Source organism: Agromyces sp. PvR057 (assembly GCF_040547485.1).
Taxonomy (GTDB): Bacteria; Actinomycetota; Actinomycetes; order Actinomycetales; family Microbacteriaceae; genus Agromyces.
In genome coordinates this window covers 100119-115141 of sequence record NZ_JBEPPT010000004.1, presented here as the reverse complement: position 1 = coordinate 115141, position 15023 = coordinate 100119, and the positions used below count along the sequence as shown (strand labels likewise).

13 protein-coding genes are annotated in these 15023 nt (G+C 70.1%); 9 read left to right on the top strand and 4 right to left on the bottom strand.

Annotated features, from left to right (window positions below):
- Positions 1-42: 42 nt before the first annotated feature.
- A complete protein-coding gene (locus tag ABIC29_RS15155; RefSeq protein WP_502915496.1) occupies positions 43-1923 on the bottom strand; it encodes an AMP-dependent synthetase/ligase in 1881 nt (626 codons plus the stop codon).
- 108 nt (positions 1924-2031) lie between these two features.
- On the opposite strand from ABIC29_RS15155, the gene ABIC29_RS15150 reads away from it, so the two are divergent.
- The 3 genes from ABIC29_RS15150 (at position 2032) to ABIC29_RS15140 (ending at position 5179) form a co-directional block, all read left to right on the top strand.
- Positions 2032-2985 (top strand): ROK family glucokinase, encoded by a 954-nt coding sequence (locus ABIC29_RS15150; RefSeq protein WP_354246652.1) that lies wholly within the window; start codon positions 2032-2034, stop codon positions 2983-2985.
- Between the two features lie 50 nt (positions 2986-3035).
- A complete protein-coding gene (locus ABIC29_RS15145; protein WP_116085158.1) occupies positions 3036-3725 on the top strand; it encodes a lysophospholipid acyltransferase family protein in 690 nt (229 codons plus the stop codon).
- A 125-nt stretch (positions 3726-3850) separates the two neighbouring features.
- Positions 3851-5179: a class II 3-deoxy-7-phosphoheptulonate synthase gene (locus ABIC29_RS15140; protein WP_354247029.1), complete on the top strand. Its 1329-nt coding sequence runs from the start codon at positions 3851-3853 to the stop codon at positions 5177-5179.
- Positions 5180-5378: 199 nt separating this feature from the next.
- On the opposite strand, the gene pknB is transcribed toward ABIC29_RS15140, so the two are convergent.
- Together pknB and ABIC29_RS15130 are read right to left on the bottom strand one after the other, a co-directional pair.
- Positions 5379-7328, bottom strand: coding sequence for a Stk1 family PASTA domain-containing Ser/Thr kinase (pknB, locus tag ABIC29_RS15135; protein WP_354246648.1), 1950 nt, complete (start codon positions 7326-7328; stop codon positions 5379-5381).
- 125 nt (positions 7329-7453) lie between these two features.
- On the bottom strand, positions 7454-8605 hold the full coding sequence (locus tag ABIC29_RS15130) for a LysM peptidoglycan-binding domain-containing protein (protein ID WP_116085151.1): 1152 nt from the start codon (positions 8603-8605) through the stop codon (positions 7454-7456).
- A gap of 186 nt (positions 8606-8791) precedes the next feature.
- Between ABIC29_RS15130 and ABIC29_RS15125 the strand changes: the two genes are divergently transcribed.
- The gene (locus ABIC29_RS15125; protein WP_116085148.1) at positions 8792-9157 is read left to right on the top strand and encodes an Rv2175c family DNA-binding protein; all 366 of its coding nucleotides are present in this window, start codon (positions 8792-8794) and stop codon (positions 9155-9157) included.
- 32 nt (positions 9158-9189) lie between these two features.
- On the opposite strand, the gene ABIC29_RS15120 is transcribed toward ABIC29_RS15125, so the two are convergent.
- The gene (locus ABIC29_RS15120; RefSeq protein ID WP_116085145.1) at positions 9190-10302 is read right to left on the bottom strand and encodes a polyprenyl synthetase family protein; all 1113 of its coding nucleotides are present in this window, start codon (positions 10300-10302) and stop codon (positions 9190-9192) included.
- 74 nt (positions 10303-10376) lie between these two features.
- Between ABIC29_RS15120 and ABIC29_RS15115 the strand changes: the two genes are divergently transcribed.
- From ABIC29_RS15115 to ABIC29_RS15095, 5 genes are all read left to right on the top strand, one after another.
- Entirely contained in the window at positions 10377-10766 is a 390-nt protein-coding gene (locus tag ABIC29_RS15115) for an SCO2097 family morphological protein (protein ID WP_116085142.1), read from the top strand.
- Between the two features lie 342 nt (positions 10767-11108).
- Positions 11109-11540: a division/cell wall cluster transcriptional repressor MraZ gene (mraZ, locus tag ABIC29_RS15110; protein ID WP_067877136.1), complete on the top strand. Its 432-nt coding sequence runs from the start codon at positions 11109-11111 to the stop codon at positions 11538-11540.
- Between the two features lie 103 nt (positions 11541-11643).
- Positions 11644-12597: a 16S rRNA (cytosine(1402)-N(4))-methyltransferase RsmH gene (gene rsmH, locus ABIC29_RS15105; RefSeq protein ID WP_354246642.1), complete on the top strand. Its 954-nt coding sequence runs from the start codon at positions 11644-11646 to the stop codon at positions 12595-12597.
- Positions 12594-13184, top strand: a complete 591-nt coding sequence (ftsL, locus tag ABIC29_RS15100) for a cell division protein FtsL (RefSeq protein WP_116085136.1) — start codon at positions 12594-12596, stop codon at positions 13182-13184. The genes rsmH and ftsL overlap by 4 nt, the downstream gene beginning before the upstream one ends.
- Positions 13185-13212: 28 nt before the next feature.
- A complete protein-coding gene (locus ABIC29_RS15095) occupies positions 13213-15021 on the top strand; it encodes a peptidoglycan D,D-transpeptidase FtsI family protein (RefSeq protein ID WP_354246639.1) in 1809 nt (602 codons plus the stop codon).
- Positions 15022-15023: the final 2 nt, after the last annotated feature.

The window sequence follows — 15023 nt, the reverse complement described above, 5'->3', positions numbered from 1 at the left end:
TCGCGGATGTCTCCGCGAGGCCCTTCAGCGTGTGCGCGATCGTCAGCGGATGATCGAGTGTCCCTCGGTCGCGGGGGAGCCGGCGTACATGCCCTCGATCTGGCTCGCGAAGTCAGCGAGGATCACGTTGCGCTTGATGCTCAGCTTGGGCGTGAGGTGACCGCTCGCCTCGGTGAGCTCGCCCGGCAGGATCACGAACTTGCGGATCGACTCGGCGCGCGACACGTGGTCGTTCGCGGTGTCGATCGCGCGCTGCACCTCGGCCAGCACCGCGGGGTTCGTGGCGGCCTCGTCGGCCGACATGGCCGCGTCTTCGCCGTTGTTGTTCAGCCACACGGGGAGCATCTCGGGGTCGAGTGTGATCAGGGCCGAGATGAACGGCTTCTGGTCTCCGACGACCACGACCTGCCCGACGAGCGGGTTGGCGCGGATCGGGTCCTCGAGCATCGCGGGGGAGACGTTCTTGCCACCGGCGGTGACGATGATCTCCTTCTTGCGGCCCGTGATGGTGAGGAAGCCCTCGGAATCGAACGAACCGAGGTCGCCGGTCTTGAACCACTCGCCGTCGAACGCCTCGGCGGTCGCCTCGGGATTGTTCCAGTACTCCTTGAACACGTCGATGCCCTTGACCTGGATCTCGCCGTCGTCGGCGAGGCGCACGGAGACGCCCGGGAGCGCGGGGCCGACGGTGCCGATCTTCGACCGCGTCGTGAGGTTGACGGTCGCCGGCGCGGTGGTCTCGGTGAGGCCGTAGCCCTCGAGGATCGTGATGCCGAGCGCGTGGTAGAAGTGCCCGAGGCGCGGGCCGAGCGGGGCGGAACCCGAGACGGCGTACTTCACCTTGCCGCCCATCGCCTCGCGCAGCTTCGAGAACACGAGCGCGTCGAAGAGCCGGAACTTGAGCTTCAGGCCGAGCGGGATGTGCGCGCCGGCCTCCTTCGCCGTCGAGTACGCCACGGCGGTCTCGGCCGCGGCGCGGAAGATCTTGCCCTTGCCGCCGGCCTCCGCCTTCTGCTCGGAGACGTTGTAGACCTTCTCGAACACGCGGGGGACCGCGAGGAGGAAGGTCGGCTTGAAGCTCGCGAGGGAGGGGAGGAGCTGCTTCGTGTCCGGCTGGTGCCCGACGCGGACTCCGGCGTGCACGCTCAGCACCGCGATGAACCGGGCGAACACGTGCGCGGTCGTGATGAAGAGCAGCGTCGAGGCGCCGTCGGGGTCCTTTACGACGTCGGAGAGCGCGACCCCCGCGTTGCGGGAGAGCTCGACGAAGTTGGAATGCGTGAGCACGCAGCCCTTGGGCTTGCCGGTCGATCCGGAGGTGTAGATGAGGGTCGCGATGTCGGAGCCGACCGCGAGGTTGCGGCGGCGCTCGATCTCCTCGTCGGGCACGTCGATACCCGCCGCGGCGAGCTTGTCGAGGTCGCCGAGGTCGATCTGCCAGGTGTTGCGGATCGCAGGCAGGTCGGGGTGCACCTCGTCGAAGCGCGTGAAGTGGTCGGCGGTCTCGAGGATCGCGGCGATGGCACCGGAATCGCTGAGGCTCCACCGCACCTGCGCGGGGGAGTTCGTCTCGTAGACGGGCACGAGGATGCCACCCGCGAACCACATCGCGAAGTCGATGAGGGTCCACTCGTAGCGGACCTTGCTCATGAGCCCCACCTTGTCGCCGGGCTGGATGCCCGCCGCGACGAAGCCCTTGGCGAGGGCGATGACCTGGTCGTAGAACTCGCGGGTGGTCACCGGCGACCAGCCGCCCTCTGCGGTCGGCAGCGAGAAGAGCACCGAGTCCGGCGTCGCTGCGACGCGCTGGACCAGGAGGTCGGTGGCGTTCGCTTCGGGATCGGCTGGAACGACGACGGGGGTATCGAACTGAATCACGGTAGCTCCTTCGGCACCGGGTCGAACGGGGGGTTCCGGCCGCATGTAGGGGAGACGTCCGGGTCTATTACACTCTAGTGGTTGCCCTCTGAGCCCAGTGGCCGAGCGGTGCGCAACACTCCACAGGGCGGCCCAACGGAAAGGCGATCCACCGTGCACGCGATCGGCATCGACATCGGCGGAACCAAGATCGCGGGAGCCGTGGTCGACGAGGCGGGCGTCATCGTCCGCAGCGAACGTGTTCCGACTCCCGCCGGCGACTCCGCCCTGCTCGAGGACGCCGTCGTCGAGATGATCCAGACCCTCTCCGACGGGGCGTCCGACGACGTGGTCGTCGGCGTCGCCGCCGCCGGGTTCATCGACGCCGCGCAGTCGACCGTCTATTACGCGCCGAACATCGACTGGCGCAACGAGCCGTTCCGCGAGAAGCTCGAGGCCCGCGTCGGGGCGACCGTCATCGTCGACAACGACGCCAACGCCGCGGGGTGGGCCGAGTTCCGCTTCGGCGCGGGCCGACTGGTCAGCGACATGGTCATGCTCACCATCGGCACGGGCGTCGGCGGTGCGATCGTCGCGGGCGACCGCCTCTTCCGCGGAGGATTCGGGGCCGGCGCCGAACTCGGCCACCTGCGCGTCGTCCCCGGCGGGCTCCCGTGCGGGTGCGGCCAGCGCGGCTGCATCGAGATGTACGGCTCCGGCCGAGCCCTGCTGCGCATGGCCAACGAGATCGCGGATGCCGGTGGCATCGGCCTGCAGCTGGCGCGCGCCCGCGACGCGAACGGCGCCCTCGACGGCAACATCGTCGGCGCGATGATCGAGTCCGAGGATCCCGGCGCGATCGCGGCGCTGCGACAGCTCGGACACTGGCTCGGCGAGGCGTCCGCCTCGATCTCCGCGGTGCTCGACCCGCAGCGGTTCGTGTTCGGCGGCGGCGTCGCGGCCGCGGGCGAACTCCTGCTCGGCCCGATCCGCGAGGCGTACCTCGAGCACCTGCCGGCGCGCGGCTACCACCCCGAGCCCGACTTCGTGATCGCCGAGCTCGTGAACGACGCCGGCGTGGTCGGTGCGGCGGATCTCGCACGCGTCTGGGCGGCCGAGCACGCCTGAATCGCTGCGGCGATAGGGTTGAGCGGGCGAGCGGAAGGAGCGACAGCGCGGTGTTCTACTGGATCATGAAGCACATCGTGGTCGGACCGATCCTCCTCGCGATCTTCCGGCCGTGGATCGTCGGCCTCGAGAACGTGCCGAAGGACGGCCCCGTGGTGCTCGCCAGCAACCACCTGTCCTTCATCGACTCGATCTTCCTCCCGCTCGTCGTCGACCGTCCGGTCGTGTTCCTCGCCAAGAGCGAGTACTTCACGGGCAAGGGCCTCAAGGGCTGGGCGACGAAGATGTTCTTCCAGGCGGCGGGGCAGCTGCCCATCGATCGCTCGGGCGGCAAGGCGTCCGAGGCATCGCTCGAGACGGGGCTCCGCGTGCTGGGCGGCGGCGGCATCCTGGGCATCTACCCCGAGGGCACCCGCAGCCCCGACGCGCGCCTCTACCGAGGTCGCACCGGCGTGGCGCGCATGGTGCTCGAGGCCGGCGTGCCGGTCGTCCCGGTGGCGATGATCGACACCGAGAAGGTCATGCCCATCGGCACCCGACTGCCGAAGGTGCGCCGCATCGGCATCGTGATCGGCTCGCCGATCGACTTCACGCGCTTCGAGGGACTCGAGGGCGATCGGTTCGTGTTGCGCTCCGTGACCGACGAGCTCGTGCACTCGCTCCGCGCGTTGAGCGGCCAGGAGTACGTCGACGTCTACGCCAGTTCGGTGCGGGAGCAACGGGCCACGCAATCGCGGTAGGCTCGGAAATGCGGTGGCGCGCTCGCGCCGCCGATCGTCATTTCACCGGCGCTCGTGCGCCCCGAACCCCTCAGGACATACCCGTGGTACAGCTCGTCGAGCCCGTCGTCAATGCAGATCCTTCCGTGATCGACGGCCTCGACTATTGGCGAACGCTGCCGATCAAGCAGCAGCCGCAGTGGCCAGACGCGGCAGCGGCGGCCGCGGCATCCGCAGAGCTGGCCACGCTGCCGCCGCTGGTGTTCGCGGGCGAGGTCGACAACCTGCGCGCGCGGCTCGCCGCCGCATCCCGCGGCGAGGCGTTCCTGCTGCAGGGCGGCGACTGCGCCGAGACCTTCGCCGGCGCCACGGCCGACCAGATCCGCAACCGCGTCAAGACCGTGCTGCAGATGGCCGTCGTGCTGACGTACGGCGCGTCGATGCCGGTCGTGAAGATGGGCCGCATGGCGGGCCAGTTCGCGAAGCCGCGCTCGAGCGACACCGAGACCCGCGGCGACGTCACGCTGCCCGCCTACCGTGGCGACATCGTGAACGGCTACGACTTCACGCCCGAGTCACGCAACGCCGACCCGGCCCGTCTCGTGCGCGGGTACCACATGGCCGCATCGACCCTGAACCTCATCCGCGCGTTCACGCAGGGCGGCTTCGCCGACCTTCGGCAGGTGCACGCCTGGAACCAGGGCTTCGCCTCCAACCCGGCGAACGCGCGCTACGAGACCATGGCGCGCGATATCGACCGCGCCATCAAGTTCATGGACGCCTGCGGCGCGGACTTCGAGTCGCTGAGGCACACCGAGTTCTACACGGGGCACGAGGGCCTGCTCATGGACTACGAGCGCCCGATGACCCGCATCGACTCGCGCACCGGCACGCCGTACGACACGTCGGCGCACTTCATCTGGATCGGCGAACGCACCCGCGAACTCGACGGCGCGCACGTCGACTTCCTCTCGCGCGTGCGCAACCCGATCGGCGTGAAGCTCGGCCCGACCACGTCGCCCGAGACCATGCTCGAGCTCATCGACAAGCTCGACCCGAACCGCGAGCCCGGCCGTCTCACCTTCATCACCCGCATGGGTGCCACGAAGATCCGCGACGGGCTGCCGCCCCTGCTCGAAGCCGTCAAGGCGAGCGATGCCACGCCGCTCTGGGTCACCGACCCGATGCACGGCAACGGCATCACCACGCCGAACGGCTACAAGACGCGTCGCTTCGACGACGTCGTCGACGAGGTCAAGGGCTTCTTCGAGGCGCATCGCGCCGCCGGCACGTTCCCGGGCGGCATCCACGTCGAGCTGACCGGTGACGACGTCACCGAGTGCCTCGGCGGCTCCGAGCACCTCGACGAGGCATCCCTGGCGACGCGCTACGAGTCGCTCTGCGACCCGCGCCTGAACCACATGCAGTCGCTCGAGCTCGCCTTCCTCGTGGCCGAGGAGCTCTCGGCCCGCTGATCCATCCGCGTGCGCGGCATTCGTCCATAGGGACGGATGCCGCGCACGCGCGTTTTCCGGCACCGGCGCGTTCCGGCGCCTTCGCTTCGCGCAGCGCAGCCGAGGCGGGCGGCCGTCGATGCACGCCGCGCAGGCGACGGCGGGCGGAGCCACGCCGACCGCTGGCCGGCGAGCGTCGGAGCGCGCCGGTCCGTGGGCGTCAGAGCGTGAGCTGGCCCACAAGGGTGATCGTGGCACCGCGGGGGGCCTCGCTGTTCGCAGCGGGGTCCATGGAGGTGACCTTGGCGAAGTTGAGGAACACGTCGGGGAGGCTGTAGCTCACGGCGAACCCCGCCGCCTCGAGCTCGTCCTTCGCTTCGGCGACGGTCTTGCCGACCACGGCGGGAACGACGACGAGGTCGGGTCCCTTCGACACGGTGAGGACCACCTTCGAGCCCGGGACCATCGGGTCGGCCGACCAGTCGGCGGTCTTGACGTGGTCCTTCGGCACCTCGTTGTCGAAGACCGCATCGGCGTATTCGATGGTGAGCCCGGCAGCGGTGAGCTTGGACTCTGCCTCGGCGACGGGCAGGCCCTCGACGGGCGGCACGGCGCCGACCGAGACGACGAGGCTCAGCTCGCCGCGCTCGGCGAACTGATCGGGCACGGGTTCGCCGTCGGCGGTCAGTACGGCGATGACGGAACCGTCGGGCACGTCGCCCGAGAACTGCTCGATCGCCTTCTCGTTCACCGAGAACTCGGCGAGCTGGGTTCGAGCGTCGGCCTCCGGCGTGCCGACGACCTGCGGCACGGCGATGATGGCGGGCCCGGTGGAGACGTACATCGTGAGCTTCGATCCGCGTTGCGCCTGCTCGCCCGGAGCCGGATCGCTGCCCGACACCCGGCCCTCGGCGACCTCGGGGTCGCTGCGCTGGGCCTCGGTGACCTCGAAGCCGGCGTCGACCAGCATCGCCTGGGCGTCGGCGGGAGTCTCGTTGACGATCGCGGGAACGGTCGCGTACGAACCAGGGCCGGCGCCGAAGTACCAGCCGGTGCCCGCCGCGAGGCCCGTGAGCAGCAGCACGAGGGCGAGGATCCAGTACCCGCGTCGCCTCCGGTGCGCGGCCGCATCAGTGAGTGCAGCGGCATCGGGACCGCCGCCGTCGGCATCGGAGGCAGGGTCGGCGGACGGGGCGAGCGGCTTCGGAGCCAGTGCCGTGCCGGTGAGCACGGTCGTGGCCGCGGTCGAGGCGCCGGTGATGCCGGCCGCACCGAGACCGGCGCCGGTGAGCACGGTGGTCGCCTGGGTGACGTGCAGCTGCCCGCCGCGGATCTCCGGCTCGATCTGCCGGAGCCGGTCGAGCATCTCCTTCGCGTCGCGTGGGCGGGCATCGGGGTCACGCGCCGTCGACCAGACCACGAGCTCGTCGAGCTCGACCGGCACGTTCGGGTTCTTGGTGCTCGGCATCGGCACCTGGTCGTTGGCGTGCTGGTAGGCGATCGCCATCGGAGCCTCGCCGACGTAGGGCTGTTCGCCCGTGAGCATCTCGTAGACCATGATGCCGACCGCGTAGATGTCGCTGCGGGCGTCGGCGACGCCGCGGGTCACGAGTTCGGGGGAGAGGTACGCGATGGTGCCGAGCAGTGCCTGGCCGGTTGCGGTGTTCGCACTGGCGGCCCGTGCGAGGCCGAAGTCGCCGAGCTTGATGCGGCCGTCGTCGGCGAGCAGCACGTTCTCGGGCTTGAGGTCGCGGTGCACGATGCCCGCCTTGTGCGCTGCCGCGAGGCCGGCGAGCACGGCGTCGAGGATGTCGACGGTCTGCTCGGGCGTCAGCCGCTTGTAGTCCTTCAGCAGGTCGCGCAGGGTGATGCCGGGCAGGTACTCCATGACGAGGTACGCCATGTCGGAGTCCTGGCCCTGATCGAAGACGTTGACGACGTTGGGGTGCGCGAGGCGCGCGGCCGAACGCGCCTCCTGGACGAAGCGCGTCTTGAACGTGTTGTCGTCGGCGAGGTGGCCGTGCATGATCTTGATCGCGACGCGCCGCTCGAGCCGCAGGTCGGTCGCGAGGTACACCGTCGCCATGCCGCCGCGCGCGATGCGCGAGCGCACCTGGTACCGGCCGTCGATGAGACGGCCGATCATCGGGTCGGCGGGCGCAGTGGTCACCAGACGAGTGTACGAAGTCGTGCATGCCGATGGCCGACTACACACCGTCCGCGCTGGGATCGAAATCGCTTCGTGATGCGAACGGGTGCGGTGCGGCGGCGGTCCGACGGCGGCACGTGGGCCGGTCAGCCGAGTTCGGCGATCCAGACGCGCGCCGCCGTCTCCCACTTCGCGTAGTGGTCCGGGTGCGCCGAGTGCTGCACGGCCTGCGCCGCGACCGCGACGGGCATCGCCTCCCACCCGCCGACGTCGAGGAGCCCGGGGGCGCGGCCGACGTTCGGACCGCCGGGGCCGCCGTAGAACGAGCGTGCGGCGTGGGCCGGGTCCGAGACCTGTTCGACCGTGCCCCAGCCCTGGCTCGGCCGCTGCTGGAACAGGCCGAGCGAGTCGCGATCGCCGGTGTCGATGTCGCGCAACCCGGATTCCTGCGCCGCGGCGACGAGCGCCACGACGATGCCGTCGTCGGAGACGCCGATCGACCGGCCGACCTCGATGACGAGCAGCGCGTTCGCGCGCATCTCGTCGGTGAGGGTGGCGGGCCGGTCCGGCTCGGGAACCGGGGTGGCGACCGCGACGGGCTCCGCAGCGACGGGCTCAGCAGCGATGGGCTCCGCGGGCACGGGTTCCGCGGGCGGCGGTTCGGGCGCGGCCGCCGGCGCCTCGGACTGCGCCGCGCCATCCGGTGCACCGCCCGTGCTGGGCAGCACGATCGACTCGCCGGGGAAGATGAGGCTCGAGGAGCCGAGGCCGTTCGCGCTCAGCACGTCGCGGGTCGACAGCCCGTAGCGCTCGGCGATGCCGCTGATGGTGTCGCCGGCCGCGACGGTGTGCCGCCGGATGTCGCTGGCCGCCGCGGGCATCGGCGCGACGGGTGCCGAAGCGCCAGGCAGGGCCAACCGCTGTCCGGGGAAGATGAGGCTCGACCAGCCGAGGCCGTTCGCGGCGAGCACCTCGGCGGTCGCGAGTCCGTACCGCTCCGCGATGCCGCTGATGGTGTCGCCCTCGGCGACGACGATCTCGGCCGGCGGGGCGGACGCCGCGACCACGGCCGTGCGGCGGGTCTCGGCGTTCGTCGCCTTGGCCTTCGTGAGCCGCTTCGCCGGCTGCGGGGCGGCCTCGGCCGGCTGCACGATGCCGAGGGTGACGGCGAGGGTCCCGACGACGGCGACCGGCAGGGTCAGGAGGCGACGGATGCCGCGTGGCCGGCGCGCGTTCGATCGCGCTCGCCCTGCTGCGGGCTCCGGCGGCTCCGGTGCCGGCGCTTCGCGGTTCGTCATGCTGCCCCCTCAGGCCGACCCCCATCGGCACTGGGCGTCACGGTTCCACAGGCGCGGAGGCGTGTCAACGACATGCGCGCGTGTCCCCGGGAGTCGCGGGACGCGTTCGCCGTGGGCGCATGGCGGCTCGATCGGAGGGCCCCGGACGGGTACCCTCCTGAACCCTGCTCTCGCTAGGCTGGTGCGGTGACCGATGCGACTGCACCAGACTCGACCGCACCCGATTCGACCGCACCCGAGTGGCTGACGGTGCCCGACCTCGTCGACCTCTTCGGTTCGACTCCGAGCCGGGTGCGTCGTCTGATCGACGACCGCCACCTGCTCGCCGCCCGTGTCGACGGCGTGCTCAAGGTTCCGGCGGTCTTCATCCGCGACGGTCATCCCCTGCCAGAGCTGCACGGCACGATCGTGGTGCTCGGCGATGGCGGGTTCAGCGACGCCGAGGCGCTGGATTGGCTGCTGAACGTCGACGACAGCCTCGGTGTCAGCCCCATCGATGCGCTGCTCGCGGGCCGCAAGGCCGAGGTCAGGCGCGTCGCGCAGGCGCTCTGATCCTGCCGTCGTCGATCGGCTCCCACCGTCGATCAGCTGCTGCGACGGCTCACGGTCGTCGCGAGCGACGCGAGTTCGGTGCGCGCCGCGGAACCGAGCGGTGCGTCGGCGAGGGCCTCGCGTGCGCGACCGACCTCGCCCGCGATGATGGCCTCGACCTCGTCGACGGCGCCCGTCTCCGAGATGGTGCGCTGCAGCATCCGGATCTGCTCCTCTGAGAGGTCGGGATCGCCCATCAGCTCGTCGAGCAGGGTGCGAGGGCCGGCGGCGAGGCGTTCGCGCGCGATCGCGATGAGCATGGTGCGCTTGCCTTCGCGGAGGTCGTCGCCGCTCGGCTTGCCGGTGACCTTCGGGTCGCCGAAGACGCCGAGCAGGTCGTCGCGCAGTTGGTAGGCCATGCCGAGGGGGAGTCCGAACGCGCGCAGCGCCTGGATCTGGGCCGGCGTGCCGCCCGCGATGAGGCCGCCGAGCGCGAGCGGGGACTCGACGGAGTACTTCGCCGCCTTGTAGGTGATCACGCGTTCGGCGGTCGCACGCTGCTCGTCGTCGGGCCGCGTGTGCCAGGACTGCTCCGCGAGGATGTCGAGGTACTGCCCCGCCGTGACCTCGGTGCGCATGCGCACGAACTCCGCCCGTGCGGCGCGGGCCGAGCTGCGGTCGGCGAGGGCGTCGAGGCCTTCGTCGAGCAGTTCGTCGCTCCAGCCGAGCAGCAGGTCGCCGAGCAGGATGGCCGAGGCCCGGCCGAACTCGTCGCTGCTGCGGAGCCACCCGGCGTCGGCGTGCAGTCGTTCGAAGAGGCGATGGGCCGCCGGTGCGCCTCTGCGGGTGTCGGAGTTGTCGATGATGTCGTCGTGCACGAGCGCCGCGGCGTGGAACACCTCGAGCGCGGAGGCGGCCGAGACGATGGGGAACGGGTCGCGTTCGGACCCGTCGGCGAAGGGATCGAATCCGCGTCCGCCGACGGCCTCCCATCCCCAATAGCAGAACAGGGCCCGGAAGCGCTTGCCTCCGCTGAGAAACCGCCTTGAGAACAGGTCGAGCGGCTCCAGCTCGGGTGTGATCGAGCGGAGAATGGTGCTGCGCTCATCGAGGAACTCATCGATGCGTGTTTGAACCAGATCGACGAGTCGAGAACCTTGAGTCACCCGCCTAGCCTAGCGAGGCTGCGCGGCGCTAGAATGGGCCCGGATGCGTCGGTCCCGAGCCTGAGGGGAAAGAGATGCCGCTTTCAGAGCAGGAGCAACGTCTTCTCGAGGAGATGGAGCGGAACCTCTATCGCAACGATGCGGACTTCGTGCATGCGGTCGGGGGTGGCCGTGGGCGGCGCCCGAACTACCGCGCGATCGTGCTCGGGGTCCTGCTCGCCGTGATCGGTGCCGGCGCGTTGATCGCCGGCGTCGCGTTGCAGATGCTCATCGTCGGCATCCTCGGGTTCGCGATGATGTTCGCGGGCGTGCTCGTGGCGATCACGCCCGGCAAGCGCGGAGCGACCGCTCCGGCGCCCGAAGAGGGCTCACCCTCGACCGGCAAGCCGCGGGGCAACCAGTCCGCCGGCTTCATGGACCGTCTCAACGAGCGTTGGGACCGCCGCCAGGAGCGCGGCGACTAAGCCCTCCACCGTCCTCCACCGTTGAACGGGTCGATCCTCCGGATCGGCCCGTTTCGTCGTGTCCGGGCCGTTTCCGCCCTGATCCGGCGACGTTCGCGCTGATCCCCGCTGCGCCCGGAGCGCCCGAGCGCTCGGGTCCAGCACGCGCGGCGACCGTTCGCGCCCACTCAGACCCCTGTTCGGGTCGAATCCCTCCACGGTCCTCCACCGCCGAATTCCGCATGTTCTCAAGGATCGATCACTGCTATTCGGCATCGATAGCCCGCGTGTCGTTGCTCAGGGGATGAGAGTGGAGTAAAGTGGGGGTACCTGGATCCTGGTCGGAGGAAAGGGGGTGGTGCGGTGTTCCTCGGGACCTACGAGCCGAAGCTCGACGAGAAGGGCCGCGTCATTCTTCCGGCCAAATTCCGGGACGAACTCTCGACCGGTCTCGTGCTCACGCGCGGGCAGGAGCGCTGCATCTACGTGTTCAGTGCACGGGAGTTCGAGCAGATGAACGAGAAGATCCGCCAAGCCCCGGTGACGAGCAAACAGGCGCGCGACTACATGCGCGTCTTCCTCTCAGGGGCCTCTGCGGAGACCCCCGACAAGCAGCACCGGATCACGGTCCCTGCAACGCTCCGCAGCTATGCGGGGCTCGGTCGAGACCTCACGGTCATCGGCGCCGGCAGCAGGGTCGAGATCTGGGATGCCACGGCGTGGCAGACGTACCTCGCCGAACAGGAGGCGGCCTTCGCAGAGACGGCGGAGGAGGTGATTCCCGGGCTCTTCTAGGTCGACGGGTTGCGACTCCCAGCCGTACGCGCCTGCTGCACTTCCCCGCAACAGGACGAACGGATGGGGATCGGAATCCGTCGGACACGATCCCGGAGGCATCATGGACATCGAACGCATCCACACCCCAGTCATGCTCGAGCGCACGCTCGAACTCCTCGAACCCGCCCTTCGCCGCGACGGCGCCGTGGCGGTCGACGCGACGCTCGGCATGGGCGGCCACACGGCCGCGATGCTCGAGCGGTTCCCGTCCCTGACGGTCATCGGGCTCGACCGCGACACCGACGCGCTCGCGATCGCCCGCGAGCGACTCGCGCGATTCGGCGACCGTGCACGCTACGTGCACACGGTGTACGACGGCATCCTCGACGCGATCGCGGCCGAGGGCTTCGGCCAGGTCGACGCCGTGCTCTTGGACCTCGGGGTCTCCTCGCTGCAGCTCGACCGGGCCGAGCGCGGGTTCGCGTACTCGAAGGACGCACCGCTCGACATGCGCATGGACGGCACGACCGGACGCACGGCGGCCGACATCATCGCCACGTACAGCGAGACCGAGCTGCGACACATCTTCCAGGACTTCGGCGAGGAGAAGCTCTCCGCGAGGTACGCGAAGGCGATCGTGAAGGCTCGCGAGACGCAGCCGATCCTGCGTTCCGCCGAGCTCGTGTCGATCATCCACGATGCGACGCCGGTCGCCGTGCAGCGGCAGGGGCACCCGGCCAAGCGCGTCTTCCAGGCCCTCCGCATCGAGGTCAACGAGGAGCTCTCGGTGCTCCAGCGGGCGATGCCCGCCTCGCTCGAGGGGCTCAATGTCGGCGGTCGCATCGTCGTGCTCGCCTACCAGTCGCTCGAGGACCGCATCGTCAAGCGCGTGCTCCAGGCCGCCTCGACGTCATCGGCACCCGCCGACCTGCCGATGGAGCTCCCCGAGCATCGCCCGCAGTTCAAGCTGCTGGTCAGGGGCGCCGAGCTCGCCAGCGAGGCCGAACAGGCCGAGAACCCGCGTGCCAAGCCCGTGCGGCTGCGTGCCGCCGAACGGGTGAGGAGCGCGACATGAGCGCCCTTCCCGCGCAGAGCGCACCGAGTCCGATCCGGCGCCGCGCCTGGATCCCCGAGATCCTGCGACCGGCACCCGATCGGGCCGCCAGGCCCAAGCCCCGCCTCGCCTACGCGATCATCGCGGTCGGCGGTGTCCTCGCCATCGCGCTCGCGCAGTTGATGCTGTCGATCGCCGTCACCCAGGGCGCCTACGAGATCGACGGCTACGAGCTCAGCCAGGCGAAGCTGTCGCGGCAGCAGCAGACGCTCGCCGAGGACCTCGACCGGGTGCAGTCGCCGCAGTACCTGGCGCAGAACGCCGAGGCGCTCGGCATGGTGCCCAACACGAACCCGGTGTTCCTGCGGCTCAGCGACGGCGCCGTGCTCGGACAGCCTGCGGCCGCGAGCGGTGGCGCCGGGGCATCCGGGGCGCTGGTTCCGAATGTGCTGATCAGCGGCGTGCCGCTCGTCACGGAGCAGCAGGCGGGGGAGACTGCACCCGTGGGCGGCCAGGGGGCCGGCCTCGGAGATCCCGTGGCCGATCCGCCGGTGGCGCCGGCGCCACCGGCCGCGGGCGATTCGCTCCCGACGCCCACGACCCATTGACGCACCGAACCGCTGGAGGCGAATCCAGGTGAACCGCATCAGCCGTCATCCGATGCGGCGGATCCTGGCGGCCGGCATCGTGCTGGTCCTGCTCGTCGGGCTGTTCGTGGCACGACTGATCGACATCCAGGTGGTGCGCGCGTCGGCACTGAACGAGCAGGCCGAAGAGGTGCGCTCGACCGCGCCGATCACGGTGTTCGGTGCCAGAGGCGACATCGTCGACCGCAACGGCACGGTGCTCGCCGACAGCGTCATGCGCTACGACGTCGCCCTCTCGCCGAAGAACGCGCAGAAGAGCAAGATCATGCGCGAGGAGCCCGACCCCGCCGATCCGAGCAAGACGAAACAGGTCGAGGTGCCGCTCGAGCAGACCGCGGCCGAGCTCGGCGCGATCGTCGGCCTCACCGGCGACCAGGTGCTCGGCATCATCGCCTCGGAGCTCGCCGACGACCCCGACTCGGACTTCGCCTACGTGGCGAAGCTCGTCGACGTCGACACCTACGAGAAGCTCAGCGCGCTCGACATCCCCTGGGTGGTCAGCTACCCCCATCCCAGCCGCCGGTACCCGAACGGCGCGGTCGCGGGCAACCTGCTCGGCTTCGTCGGCACCGACGGCGACGCCCTTGCCGGGCTCGAACTCGGGCAGGACGCGTGCCTCGCCGGCGAGGACGGCGAGGTCACGTTCATCCCGAGCCTGCAGGACTGGGTCGAGATCCCCGGCACCGAGGTCGTGCACAAGGAGGCGAAGAACGGCGGCACGCTGCAGCTCACGATCGACTCCGACCTGCAGTGGGAGGTGCAGCGCATCGCCGAGGCGCAGCGCCTCGCCGTCGGCGCCCAGTGGGCGACCGTGACGGTCATGGAGGCCAAGACCGGCAAGCTGCTCGCCGTGGCCGACGTGCCGACCGTCGACCCCAACAACCCGTCGGGCACCGACGACGCCGATCGCGGATCCCGCACGTTCACGGCGCCCTTCGAGCCGGGGTCGACGTTCAAGGCCATCACCGCGGCGTCCCTCGAGGACGTCGGCATCGCGAACCCGCTGAGCCAGGTCGTGGCGCCCTATTCCTACGATGCGCCGAACGGCGCGAACTTCCGCGACAGCTTCTACCACGACGACACGCCCTACACGCTGACGGGTGCGCTGATCGACTCGTCGAACACCGCCACCGCGAAGTTCGGCGAGCAGATGTCCGATCAGGCGCGGTTCGAGTACATGCAGAAGTTCGGCTTCGGCCGCGTGAGCGAGGTCGGGTTCCCGGGCGAGGAGTCCGGCGACCTGCACGGCGGCCCCGAGGAGTGGGACAACCAGACCAAGTACACGACCATGTTCGGGCAGGGCCTGACCACCACCGCCGTGCAGATCGCGAGCGCCTACCAGGCCATTGCGAACGACGGCGTGCGCATGCCCGTGCAACTCGTCGAGGGCTGCACCGACGCCGCGGGCGAGACGACCTCGCCCGAGGTGAAGGGCACCAGGGTGATCAGCGAGCAGGCGTCACGCGAGACGAGCGAGATGCTCGAGAACGTCTACACCCAGGGCTGGCTCGCCGATCAGTGGAACATCCCGGGCTACCGAGTCGCCGCGAAGACCGGAACCGCGCAGGTCGCCGACGGCAATGGCGGATACCTGACGGGGTACCTCGTGTCGGTCTCGGGCTACGCGCCGGCCGACGATCCCGAGTTCGTCGTTTCGGTGAGCATCATGGATCCCGTTAAGATGAATTCGTCCGCCGCATCCGCTCCCGTGTTCCAGCAGGTCATGAGCCAGGTGCTGAAGAAGTATCGGACCATTCCATCCGGCGCTCCGGCGCCTGACCTGCCAGCCACCTGGTGAGA